This is a genomic window from Alteromonas sp. ABE4_545 (assembly GCF_056161325.1).
Map to the genome: position 1 here is coordinate 22017 of NZ_JBSWYY010000031.1, position 13099 is coordinate 35115.

A 13099-nucleotide genomic window follows, 5' to 3' on the forward strand; every position below is an offset into this window, starting at 1 on the left:
GTAAATTTGAACGAGTTTTGTGTTTTTTGTTAACACTGTGGTTCAATAGCAAAATACAGCTCTCGAAATTTCTGACGGCGATGCTGATAGTAATCGGCGAGGCGTGTTTGAGGCTCGTATTGGGCTTCTAAGGGAGGCACAGGGCAAATTGTGTCGATGTCGGTGTCGGGAGACACGCCCACTTGAGCTAACCGAGCCGCACCTAGCGCTGGGCCTACATCACCACTTTGGCGGTAATTCATTGGAATACCACTAACGTCCGCCAGGAGTTGTCGCCAATAAGTGCTGCGAACTCCTCCGCCAATCAAGCTGATCCCATTGACGTTGATGCCACAACCATGCACAGCATCAATGCCATCTGCCAAGGCCATTGACACTCCTTGCACAACGGCTTGCGCCATGTGGGCGCGAGTGGTCGATGCTGTCATGCCAAAGAACCCCGCTTTTGCGTTGGGGTTGTTGTGAGGGGTACGTTCACCGGTTAAATAAGGCAAGAAGTAGGGGACATTCGGGTCGTCTTTGCGTGTGTTGGCGACCACATCATCAAATAATTCAGCCACATCGTGGTATCCCGCATTGTTACTAAACCAGCTTAAGCAACTTGCGGCGCTCAGCATTACCGACATCAAGTGCCAGCGGTCGGGCACGGCGTGACAAAAGCTATGCACCGCCGAAGCCGGATTGCTGCGAAAGTCTTTGGTGACCGCAAAATAAACCCCTGATGTGCCGAGTGACAACATGGCTTGACCCGGAGAGACAATACCACAGCCGATCGCTCCTGCGGCGTTGTCTCCCGCGCCTGCAACCACAGGCACTGCCGACATACCCCAACGCTTGGCGAGGTGTTCGTCTAGGTAGCCAGTCACTTCAGTACCTTCGTAGAGCTTAGGCATTTGCTCTTCGTTGAGGCCGCAGACCAATAGCATGGATTTGCTCCATGTGCGCTGCGCTGTATCGAGCCAACATGTGCCCGCGGAGTCGGACATATCTGAAGCAAACGCACCCGTGAGTTTAAATCGCAAAAAATCTTTTGGCAGAAGTACTTTATGAATTTGTTTGAAGATTTCAGGCTCGTGATTTTTTACCCACAATAGCTTGGGCGCAGTAAAACCGGGCATGATCAAGTTACCCGTAATACCGTGAGCATTGCTGATGGCGGCTTCAATTTGCTTACATTCCGCTTCACAGCGACCATCATTCCACAAAATCGCGGGGCGTAGCACTTTATGATTTTTATCAAGTAGTGTTGCGCCGTGCATTTGCCCAGCAAGACCAATGGCCTCTACTGCACGTAGATCTTGACGAGAACTCAGTGCATCTAAGCATTCGTAGGTGGCGGTCCACCAATCATCAGGGGCTTGTTCAGACCAGAGTGGACGAGGGATAGATACAGATAACTCAGCTTTTGCTGAATCTATCAATTTGCCATCGGTACCGGTAATAATGACTTTTACGCCCGATGTTCCTAAATCAATTCCAATAAACATAGATAAACTCATTTGTATGAATAATACGTATGCTGATTGCGAAAAAGTAGAAGCACAATTATGAAATTTTGTAATTTTTTTGTTAATTCCGTTTACCTGTAATAACATCGAACTCGCCAGTAAAAATCATAAAAAAACTTTATTTAATTTCTTTTGGCGAGGGCACTAACATGTTTGAAAATAAGCACAGTATTACATTGTTGTTTAATGCCAATAAGGTGTATGACCGTCGAATTATTGAAGGCGTGGGTGAATACCTGCAAACCTCTAAAGTCGATTGGGATCTCTATTTAGAAGAAGATTTTATGGCGCGACTTGAGCATCTGGACGAGTGGAGTGGTGACGGAATTATTGCCGACTACGACAATCCGGAAATTCAGGCCGCGTTGCAAAAAGCCAAAGTGCCTGTGGTGGGCATTGGCGGTTCATACAGCAAGGCAGAAGACTATCCAGACGTGCCCTATGTTGCTACAGACAATTACGCATTAATAAAAGAAGCCTTCGAGCACTTACGCCAAAAGGGCATTCAGCGGTTTGCTTTTTACGGCGCGCCGGTGAACGAGCATCACCGTTGGGCGCAGGAGCGAGAGCGCGCGGTACTGGATATTACGCGTTCTCAAGGGTATGAATGCCATGTGTATCGCGGCCATCCGGTGCGGCCTGAAACGTGGCAATATACTACCAAGCGTCTAGGAGACTGGCTTAAAAGCTTACCTACGCCTGTTGGTATTATCGCTGTTACCGATTCCCGTGCACGCCACTTGCTACAGGTGTGCGACCATATTGGTATGCTTATTCCTGACCGCATGTCTGTTATTGGTATTGATGACGACCCGTTAGCGCGCTACCTCAGTCGCGTGAGCCTAAGCTCTGTAAAACAAGGCTGTTTTGAAATGGGGTTTCAAGCGGCCAAGTTCTTGCACAAAATTCTGCAAGGCTACAAAGGCCCCAAACAACCTATACTCGTGCCACCCGAATGCGTGGCGGAGAGACAGTCAACAGACTTCAAAGCCATTAGCGACCCACACGTAATGCAAGCCATGCACTATATTCGTCAGAATGCGTGCCGAGGTATTAAGGTAGACCAGGTACTCGATTATGTGGGCGTGTCGCGGTCTAATTTGGAGAATCGTTTCCGCGAAGAACGCGGTCACAGTATTCACACAGAAATCCATAACGAAAAGCTCAACCGCGCTTGCAAAATGCTGGAAAAAACCGACGATGCAACATCACATATCGCCAAAGTGTGTGGTTATCCTTCACTCCAGTACATGTACGCGGTATTTAAAAAGCACTTCGACAAAACCCCTAAAGAATATCGCGATGCGATGAGAGACGACGATGAATTAGGGTTTCAACTCAAAGTGTCTTAAAACAGGTTCTTAGGCGGTCGCGCGCGCGTAGGGTGCAAAGTGCGCGACTTCCTAGCTTACGCTTCACCTCATTTTAGTTACGTCTTTGTTTTTACAAACCATTCACAAAAAACGCAACTCAGTATGGCGTATTTCATAAGCGTGTTGCGTTGATGCGTTGTTCGCTTTCACGTTAAATGCCAAGCATTACCTTTTATGAGAATGTTCATGGATAAGCATTACCAAACGTTTATCGTTGGCTGTACATTAGCGCTCGTCGCCTGTATGCCAACTTCAGCAGCCGAGTTTTTAGGGTTTCAATACGCAGGCAAACAACACGTTCAAGCGACACACTCCGCACAATATACTAACCCCGTACTTCCAGGCTTTTACCCAGACCCGTCAATTACCCGTAAGGGCGATGACTATTACTTGGTGAACAGTTCTTTTTCTTACACACCGGGATTACCTATTTTTCACTCGAAAAATCTGACTGACTGGACGTTTGTGGGTTATGCATTAAGTCGCGCGTCGCAAACAGAGTTTGCGGGGCTGGGAATGTCGCGGGGGATCTTTGCGCCTACGCTTAGGTATCACGATGGGATGTTTTATTTAATCACCACTGCAGTAGACAGCGGCGGCAACTTTATCATTACCGCAGAAGACCCAGCAGGCCCTTGGTCAGACCCCATTTGGCTGCCTGAAGTGGGGGGGATCGACCCTGACCTGTTCTTTGATGAAGACGGCAAAGTTTACATCGCGCATAACGACGCACCTCCAGGAGAGCCTCTCTATGACGGTCATCGCGCAATATGGCTATGGGAATATGACAAACAAGAGAAAAAAGTAAAACCTGATTCTCGTCGTTTGTTGGTTAACGGTGGTGTCGACATAACTCAGCAGCCTGTGTGGATAGAAGGGCCGCATATCTATCACATTAATGGTTGGTATTACCTGACATGCGCAGAAGGCGGAACGGGGCCAAACCATACGCAAGTGGTGTTTAGAACGCGCTCATTAGCATCACCTTTTGAACCTTATGAGCACAATCCTATCCTGACTCAACGGGATTTACCCTATCCGCGACCACATGCGGTAGAGGCTGCGGGTCATGCTGATTTTATTCAGATGCCCTCGGGCGAGTGGTGGAGCGTATTTTTAGCCACACGCCCGTATCAAGATGGGCTTTATAACACCGGACGAGAAACGTTTTTGCTACCTATTTCCTGGCGCGACGATTGGCCACACATTTTACCGCCGAAAACGGCTATCCCTTTGCTGCATAATCGCCCCACAGACACAGTGCCAAGTGCGCGTACTGACTTTGACAAAATACAGGATACGTTTGACCGCGATAGCTTAGCTGACCATTGGCAGGGGTTACGTACTTTTGATCGCAGTTGGGCGAAGCAAGAAAATAGTCGTTTAGTGCTCTCGCCACATGAACCGCTGACGAGTATAGGCACAGTGGCATACGTAGGTATTCATCAGACGTCTGCAGACTTTGAGGTAAGTACGGAATTAGTGGTGCCACGTACAGGTGAAAGCGCAGGTTTGGTTGTGTTTCAAAATGCGGCCTTTCATTACTTTTTAGGGGTGACTCAACGGCAAGACACTCGCCTAGTGTTCGTGGAAAAGGTGAATAAAGGCAAGGTTGAGCGTGTGGCTGAACTATCAACGCCAACACTGTTGAACAGCACGGTATCCCTCCAGATTAAAGGTCATCAAGACGACATTAGCTTTGCAGTGATGCACAACAATACTTGGCGCACACTGGGAACGGTTCAGGACGCAACCCCACTGAGTACGGCTAAAGCCGGCGGGTTTGTGGGGGCAACCATCGGATTACACTCGCGTAACGAAAATAAGGATTAACATCATGTTGCGACAACTCATTGTTTTTATTGCGCTGGTGGCTTACCCAGCCACTGCTGCATTGGCAGCGAACTATGTGAATTTTGTACATACAGGGCAAGATTTCCCTCTCGTATCTCAGGGAAAAGCCAGCGGAATCTATGTGGCAGAAAATGCCGATGAAGGAATTAAACTGGCAGCTAAAAATCTGCAACAGGATATTTTTAGTGTTACTGGTGTAAAACCTCAGCTCACCCATAATGTGAGTCAGTTGGGCCGTGCAGCGGTGATTGTTGGCGAAATTGGAAAAGACACGCTAGTCGACCAATTGATTGAGCATGGGGTGCTGTCGCTAGGAGCATCGGCGTCTCGGTGGGATGGCTTTCAACTAAGTCACATTAGGTTGGATAAAGAGGCGAAAAACTTGCCCAAGCTCGCTGAGTTAGAGCAAGTGTGGGTTATAGCGGGTAACGACAAACGAGGCACCATTTACGGCATTTATGACCTGAGCGAAAAGATAGGGGTGTCACCTTGGTATTGGTGGGCTGATGTGCCCATTGCGCAACACGAAGCCTTGTATATTAAAAGAGGTACTCAGGTTGATGATGCGCCCAAAGTGAAATACCGCGGTATATTTTTAAACGATGAAGCGCCTGCGTTGAGTAACTGGACAAGCGAAAAGTTTGGCGGCTATAACGCACAATTTTATCAGCATGTGTTTGAACTATTGCTTCGATTAAAAGCAAATTTTTTATGGCCGGCCATGTGGAATAATGCGTTTGCTGATGATGATCCGCAGAATATGTATTTAGCCAATACCATGGGGATAGTGATGAGTACGTCGCACCACGAACCCATGATGCGTGCGGACAAAGAATGGAACCGCTATGGCGAAGGCCCTTGGGAATATTCCACCAACCCTGACAAACTTTATCAATTTTGGGTTGAGGGGGCTGAGCGTTATAAAGATAAATTGGGTATGTTTACTCTAGGCATGCGCGGGCAAGCTGATACGCCAATGAGTGAAGGCGAAAACATCGACTTACTCGAAAAAATTGTGCATGACCAACGCGAGATCCTTGCCAAAACCATAGATAAACCTTTGGCAGACATTCCTCAAGTGTGGGCATTGTATAAAGAAGTACAGGGTTTTTACGAACGAGGTATGCGCGTACCGGATGACGTGACCTTGCTGTGGGCCGATGACAACTTTGGTAATATTCGTCGATTACCTACTCAGTCAGAGCGCGATCGCAAAGGCGGTGCCGGCGTGTATTATCATTTTGACTATGTGGGAGGCCCCCGTTCTTATCGCTGGATTAACACAGTGCCATTGGGCAAGGTATGGGAGCAGATGAATTTGGCGTGGGAGTATGGGGCAGACAAGCTCTGGATCACCAATGTCGGTGACTTAAAACCCATGGAGTTACCCATTAGTTTTTTCCTCGCTCAAGCTTGGAACCCAACTGCATTTGATGCGCAATCCCCAGCGCAATTTACGGCCCAATGGGTAAACCAGCAATTTGGTGGTTTTTATGGCGATGAAATCAGAGATATTCTGAACACCTATACCCTTCACAATGGCAAGCGTAAACCGGCAGCTATCGAGCCTGATACCTATTCTATTTTGCACTATCACGAAGCTGAGCGTGTGAGTGCGCAATTAGCGAAAGCCGCGTCAACGGCAGAGAAGATCTACAAAGCTCTACCAGAACGGTATCAAGCTAGCTTTTTTGAGTTAGTGGGTTATCCCATGTGGGCGACACAGGCCATGTTTGAACTTAACTATCGTCAGGCATTGAATAAACGTTATGCCGAGCAAGACCGCGCCTCGACGGCTGATATGGCAGAGCAAGTGGCTTATTGGTTTGAACGTGATAAATCGCTAAGTGACACCTTCCATCAAATTAAAGATGGAAAATGGAATCATATGACGTCTCAGCCTCATATTGGTTTTGTTCATTGGCGTAATCCTCCGGCTAATCTTCCACCCGTGGTACATACCAAACCCTTGGCAATCCCTGAAGTTGCCGATATGGGGGTAGCGGTTGAAGGCAGCACACACTATTGGCCTGCTAATGAGCATAAAGATGAACCATTAACTTTGCCGTCGTTTACTTTGTTTGGCGCGAAAAGCCGCAACATCACTGTGTACAACCGCCAAGCTAAACCCTTTGAATGGCAAGCTGATGTGTCTGCACCTTGGATAGTGTTATCAACATCTAAAGGTTTATTAGAACAAGATACACAAATTGCCGTTTCGATAGACTGGGCACAACTGCCTGTTGGTGATCACAGCGGCACTGTGGTGATCAAAGGAACAGGGTGGGGCGGCGCTGTCATTAATGTTTCAGCTCATCGCCCCGTATTAGACCAACAGCCAGAGCAAGGCGATTTTGTTGAAGGCGATGGCTATATTGCCATTGATGCTACGAGTGGCCGTTTGAGCCAGACTTCCCAAAGCTATTGGGAAAAAGTGGCCTTAAACGGACGTACTGGGCAATCTTTACGAGCGGTTGTTCCACCTTATGTAACTGTGACCCCCGAGGAAGCAGGCACGGTGAGTTACCCCGTTTATTTCACCTCATCGGGAGAATTCCCTATCACGCTGCAACTTGCGCCATCATTACCTTTTGATCAAACAACAGGTATTCACGTGGCGGTATCTTTTGATGAGCAGTTACTTGATACCTTAGCTTTGCCCTCGCAAAAAGACAAAAAGGCTTGGGAGCAGGGCGTGTTGAATAACATGAAAGCTCTGTCGACAACACTGAACGTGCCAAAACCCGGACGATATATGTTAAAGGTGCACGCGATAACGCCAGGTGCTCTATTACAGCGAGTAATTATTGATACAGGTGCTTTACAACAGAGCTATCTAGGGCCAGTAGAACGGCGCTTTAAGCGCTAGCACAACCAACTATAATGAGGTAACACAAAAAGAGCACGAAGCGATTCCTGCTCTTTTTTATTGCCTAATATTGGGTGGGATTACACGATACGTAGTACAAAAAAAGCCAGCTCAAAGAGCTGGCAATAAAACAGGTGAGCCTTGTTCTTTTGGTTATTTAACCTTGCATGTCTTCTAATTCTTTCCCTTTGGTTTCATATACATACTTCATAACAAAGATGACTGATAGAATAGCGAACAGCGCATAAAAACCATAAGCGCCCGCTAAACCAATACCCGCAAGTAACATAGGGAAGGTGTAGGTGATCACAAAGTTGCTTCCCCATTGCACAAGGCCGCTTACGGCCAAACCCGAACCGCGAATTTGATTCGGGAACATTTCACCTAACATTACCCACATTACCGGGCCCCAAGACATATTAAAGAAGAACACGTAAAGGTTTGCTGCAACCAGTGCAGTTGTACCCCAATCCCCTAAAATAAGTTTGCCGTCTGGGCTTTGACTTGCGTTGAGAAAAGCAACAACCATAAGTGATAACGTGATGGCCATGCCAATTGAACCAAACTTGAGTAAAGGTTTGCGGCCAATTTTATCAATCACCAAAAGCGTTATCACACAGGCTGCAATACTGATTGCCCCGCTGAGTACATTGATAAGTAGGGCGTCAGATTCTGAAAAGCCAACCGCTTGCCATAGCACTGCACCGTAATAAAACACCACGTTGATCCCAACCAGTTGTTGGAAGGTCGCCAAACCAATACCAATCCAAACGATAGGGCGAATTTTACCGGAAGATTTTTCAACTAAGTCTGACAATCGCGGTTTGTGATCGTCAGCTAACGATTGCTGAATTTCGCTCATCTTTTGTTGCGCAATATCTTCGCCGTAAAGCCGGCCTAATACCGCTTTGGCTTTCTCTGCGTTGTTGCTGGATACCAAGAAGCGCGGGCTTTCAGGAATAAACAACAACATGGCAAAAAACAAAAAGGCGGGGATTAATTCAATCCAAAACATCCAGCGCCACGCTTCATAACTCATCCATAGCGCATTTGTTGAGCCTTCTGCCGCACCGGCAAGTAAGTAGTTACTTAAAAACGCTGCAAATAAACCACTGATAATCGCGATTTGCTGAATACTTGTGAGCATGCCACGAAAACGCGCCGGTGAGACTTCGGCAATGTATGCTGGGGCCATAACAGAAGCTGCACCAACGGCTAAGCCACCCAGTACGCGATAAATAACAAACTCAAAAGAAGAGTCGGCAACACCCGACCCCCAAGCGCTGACGATAAATAATATGGCAGACACCATGAGTAGTGCACGCCGACCAAAGTGATCAGCTAATCGACCAGCAAAAAAAGCACCGAAGGCACACCCGAGTAACATACTCGACACGTTAAAACCTGTGCCCACACTCTCGGAATTAAACGCCTTTTGCAGGCCATCGACGGTGCCGTTAATCACGCCACTGTCGAAGCCGAATAAGAAGCCGCCAATGGTGGCGACAATACTGATAAAAATAATAAACCCAATGTTGTCGTCGTTTTTTTCAACGACGCTATTGGTAGCAAGTACAGATTCCATGTGTTTATTACTCCATGTACGGGTCGATGGTGACAATGCTGCCATCTGGGTTGTATTCGAGTTCGGTCATTTTTACGCTACGCAAATGGGTTTGCCCACCCGACAGAGAACTATCGTGATAGAACAGGTACCATTTGCCTTGGAACTTGGCGATAGAATGATGGTTGGTCCAGCCAATTACGGGCTTTAAAATTACACCTTGATAGGTAAATGGCCCGTATGGGTTGTCACCCGTGGCATACACAATTTTATGAGTATCGCCCGTGGAGTATGACAAGTAATAACGGCCTTGATATTTGTGCATCCACGCGGCTTCAAAGAAGCGTCGGTCGTTGTCACCTTGCAAAATAGGCTTGCCATTGGCGTCGAGAATTTCGATTTCTCGTGGGGTTTCTGCAAACGACAACATGTCGTCAGCCATTTTCGCAATGCGAGGTTTTACGGCAGGTAAATCATCAGCAGGGTAGGTGTCTTCTGGGTTGTATTTTCCACCTTCATAACGCTGTAATTGCCCACCCCAAATACCGCCAAAATACATGTAATAGCTGCCGTCATCATCTTTGTACACGGCTGGGTCCATGCTGTAACTGCCAGCAATAGGCTCATGTTGAGCGGTAAATGGGCCTTCAGGTTTGTCGCTGGTGGCAGCGCCAATATGGAAAACATCGTTTTTGTCTTTGAGTGGGAAATATAAATAGTATGTCCCGTCTTTGTATGCCGCATCTGGCGCCCATAGCTGGCGGCCAGCCCAAGGAATAGTGTCGACCGAAAGCGCTTCACCATGATCGGTCACTTCACCGCCTACTTTGTCCATCGACAAAATATGGTAATCACGCATGGCAAAATGGTCGCCATTGTCGTTTTGCGGTATACCCGACTCAATGTCGTGTGAAGGGTAAATATATAGCTTACCGTTAAATACGTGAGCGGAAGGGTCGGCGGTATAAATATGGTTGACCAATGGTTTAGCCAACCCACTTTTTTCGCGTTTTACTTTTTCTTGTTGAGAGGCGTCTTGATTACCCTGGCAACCACTCAATGCCAATGCAGCCATGATACTGGCGGCTAAATAACGTGTTTTTTTGTGAAACGACACAACTCGCTCCTTTGTCATTCGAACATCTCAGATTTAATTGCAAAATAATGCAGTGACGCAGAAAAGCAGGCAATGCAAAAAGCGCTCAAAACAATAAAACGCTAACGAGGTGTGCAATAACGTAAAATTTACACATCATATACATAGTTGCTATGGGAATAAAAGCGTATGTTAATAAAAGTTCATAATAAACATGAGTTTATTGTTTTTGTTGGGCGGTCTGTTTTTTAGTGCTTTCAGCGGAATTAATCATATTAAGTTATGTATTTTAATTTTAAATTTACAAACTTGCATAAATCAGGATTAGAAATTGGCGCTCAATCAGCCTGTTAGCGTGGCGTTATATTGTATTTCATGCGCAAGCAAGGTCTCTCCATTTACATATATTTTCAATAAGTGATATTGATAATTATTATCAGTTGCGTTAATGTTTTGCAGTTTTCACAATCACATTTGAAAACTGATGGAACGCGCATCACACTGATAACTAAAAGAAAGTCTGCGCTCTTTAGAATCTAAAACTTAGGAACAAGTTTAATGCAACCTTTCTTCACCTCGAACAAACTGCCACTTGCCCTGGCGGTTTCTTTCGCGCTGTCTGGTACAGCCCTCGCACAAGAATCTCAGCAGCAATCAGAGTCTGCAGATGTCGAAAAAATCACTGTGTTGGGGCACCAAACCTCTATTTTACAAACGGAAGCATCAAATGGTGCCTTGGGTTCTCGTTTGATCTTGGATACGCCATTTTCTATTTCTTCTATCAGCAGCGAAGAAATGGAACGCGGTCAGGTTAATTCACTTGAGACGTTATTTACTCGTGATGCGTCTGTCACTATTCAAGGCGGTGCTTACAGTGGTTTTGGGACCAATGTGGCTGTGCGTGGTTTGGCACTGGATTACACCAACAGCTTTAAAATTAATGGGCTATCTGCGAATAACTTTAGTGGTGAAATGCCTTACGAAGCGTTTGGTAAAATCGACTTATTGAAAGGCGCGACCGGGTTTATGTATGGTTTTGCGGCACCTGGTGGCGTAATTAATTACACCACTAAGCGCGCAACAGCCGATTTGGTTACCGCCGATGTGGGTTATCGCACAGGGTCTATATTGTACGGTCATGTTGATGCTGCAAAACGCTTTGGCCACAATGGCGCCTATGGGGCGCGAGTAAATGTGGTGCACGAATCTGGCGACACCTATAACGATCGTGGTGAACTAGACCGCAGTACAGCGACCTTGGCTTTTGATGCTCAGCTGACAGACGATTTGTACTTTACATTAGACGTTATTTATAACGACCGTCGTGTAGATAATGTAGTGAGTTACTTGAATAACTCATTGAGCAGTGATGATGTGTTACCCGCGCCAGTGGATGGTAGTCGTAATATTGGCGTAGATGGCTCATTTAACGATCATGAAAACTTGATCACTATGTCGTCATTGAACTGGACCATTAATAGCGATTGGAATGCGCGCATTGAATACGGCCATACAACCAATGATACGCGCTGGGTGAAAACCATGCCTTATTTGCTGAACAGTGAAGGCGATATCAGTATTCGCATTTACGATCAGTACTTCGACGTTGATTTTGACCAAGTGCAAGGCATTGTTGAAGGTAATTTCAAAACCGGTCAAATTGGTCATCAGTTGATTTCGGGTGTGTCGTATCAAAAAACGACCACTTTCCGCAACGATCCTAACCGAGTTGTGGTGTTCCTAGATGAAAACGACAACTTGTACGAGCCAAATGTACAAACCTACGAATCTACACTCGAAGAAGCCTTGTCCAAGATGTGGGCAACCACACAAAAATCTGCATTTGTGAATGACTTCATCGCCTTGAACGACCAGTGGAGTGTCATGGCTGGCCTGCGTTTTACTGATTATGACTATGAAATCTTGGCTGATATTTATAAAGCTCGCCTCGATGGATATTCAGATTCAGCGGTTACGCCAACGATTGCTTTGATGTTTAAGCCAGACAGTGACACCACGTATTACGCCAGTTACGTTGAAGCCTTTGAAGAAGGCAGCACGGTTGCTGAAACATACGAAAATGCCAATGAAGTATTGCCACCACTCAAAAGTAAGCAATACGAAGCGGGTGTGAAAGTGTCGCGTGAATTGTGGAGTGTAACTGGTGCCTTGTTCCGTATTGAACGAGCGGCTGAATACGCGACAACCGACAACTATTACGTGCAAGACGGCGTAACCGTGTATCAAGGGCTTGAGCTAAATGGCTTATATCAAATGAGCGATAATTTGTCTTTGTATGCCGATTTAATGGTACTAGATACAGAGTACGATAAAACGGGTCCAGATAGCACAACCGAAGGTAATGATGTTGCGGGTGCCCCTGATATGCAGTTTGGTTTCCAAGGGCGTTATAGCTTCCCGACGGTACCTGGGCTAGTTGCCAACATCGGGGCTAAATACTATGGTTCGATGGCATTAGATGCTAACAATACATGGGAGCTGGATGATTACACCATCTATACCGCAGGTTTGACTTACGATACGCAAATTCAGGGTAAAGCAGTAACTTTTACAGGTGTTGCTAACAACCTTAATGATGAAAAGTATTGGGCAACCGATGGTTATGGTGGTTTGAGAATCGGCGCGCCTCGCACTGTTAGTGTTAACGTGAAAGTCGCGTTCTAACACGGCTGTGAGTGAAAATAAAAAACCGCGTTTTTAAACGCGGCAGACTGTTGAAAAAGCCCTAGACGAAAGTCTGGGGCTTTGATCTAATAGGCATAGTGAAATTCGGAGTGTTCACCATGCTAACCCCAAAATCCCCACAACAATACG

7 protein-coding genes are annotated in these 13099 nt (G+C 46.4%); 4 read left to right on the top strand and 3 right to left on the bottom strand.

Annotated elements, in window-relative coordinates; all coding sequences use genetic code 11:
• Positions 1–29 precede the first annotated feature (29 nt).
• Positions 30–1487, bottom strand: a complete 1458-nt coding sequence (xylB, locus tag ACXAH6_RS17960; RefSeq protein ID WP_474879078.1) for a xylulokinase — start codon at positions 1485–1487, stop codon at positions 30–32.
• A gap of 170 nt (positions 1488–1657) precedes the next feature.
• Between xylB and ACXAH6_RS17965 the strand changes: the two genes are divergently transcribed.
• From ACXAH6_RS17965 to ACXAH6_RS17975, 3 genes are all read left to right on the top strand, one after another.
• The gene (locus ACXAH6_RS17965; RefSeq protein WP_474879080.1) at positions 1658–2860 is read left to right on the top strand and encodes a XylR family transcriptional regulator; all 1203 of its coding nucleotides are present in this window, start codon (positions 1658–1660) and stop codon (positions 2858–2860) included.
• 207 nt (positions 2861–3067) lie between these two features.
• Complete coding sequence (locus ACXAH6_RS17970; RefSeq protein ID WP_474879082.1) at positions 3068–4714, top strand: glycoside hydrolase family 43 protein; 1647 nt, start codon at positions 3068–3070, stop codon at positions 4712–4714.
• A 4-nt stretch (positions 4715–4718) separates the two neighbouring features.
• Positions 4719–7604 carry a glycosyl hydrolase 115 family protein gene (locus tag ACXAH6_RS17975; protein ID WP_474879084.1) on the top strand — a complete coding sequence of 962 codons (2886 nt, stop codon included), beginning with the start codon at positions 4719–4721 and terminating at the stop codon, positions 7602–7604.
• A 157-nt stretch (positions 7605–7761) separates the two neighbouring features.
• Here ACXAH6_RS17975 and ACXAH6_RS17980 read toward each other — a convergent pair whose 3' ends face one another.
• Positions 7762–9189, bottom strand: a complete 1428-nt coding sequence (locus ACXAH6_RS17980) for a sugar porter family MFS transporter (RefSeq protein WP_474879086.1) — start codon at positions 9187–9189, stop codon at positions 7762–7764.
• A gap of 7 nt (positions 9190–9196) precedes the next feature.
• Positions 9197–10243, bottom strand: coding sequence for a glycoside hydrolase family 43 protein (locus ACXAH6_RS17985; RefSeq protein WP_474879092.1), 1047 nt, complete (start codon positions 10241–10243; stop codon positions 9197–9199).
• 579 nt (positions 10244–10822) lie between these two features.
• Here ACXAH6_RS17985 and ACXAH6_RS17990 point away from each other — a divergent pair.
• Complete coding sequence (locus ACXAH6_RS17990) at positions 10823–12949, top strand: TonB-dependent siderophore receptor (protein ID WP_474879088.1); 2127 nt, start codon at positions 10823–10825, stop codon at positions 12947–12949.
• Positions 12950–13099 lie beyond the last annotated feature (150 nt).

Coding starts and splice junctions, on each gene's coding strand:
- xylB (WP_474879078.1), bottom strand. CDS start 1,487: ATGTTTATTGGAATTGATTTAGGAACATCGGGCGTAAAAGTCATTATT.
- ACXAH6_RS17965 (WP_474879080.1), top strand. CDS start 1,658: ATGTTTGAAAATAAGCACAGTATTACATTGTTGTTTAATGCCAATAAG.
- ACXAH6_RS17970 (WP_474879082.1), top strand. CDS start 3,068: ATGGATAAGCATTACCAAACGTTTATCGTTGGCTGTACATTAGCGCTC.
- ACXAH6_RS17975 (WP_474879084.1), top strand. CDS start 4,719: ATGTTGCGACAACTCATTGTTTTTATTGCGCTGGTGGCTTACCCAGCC.
- ACXAH6_RS17980 (WP_474879086.1), bottom strand. CDS start 9,189: ATGGAATCTGTACTTGCTACCAATAGCGTCGTTGAAAAAAACGACGAC.
- ACXAH6_RS17985 (WP_474879092.1), bottom strand. CDS start 10,243: ATGGCTGCATTGGCATTGAGTGGTTGCCAGGGTAATCAAGACGCCTCT.
- ACXAH6_RS17990 (WP_474879088.1), top strand. CDS start 10,823: ATGCAACCTTTCTTCACCTCGAACAAACTGCCACTTGCCCTGGCGGTT.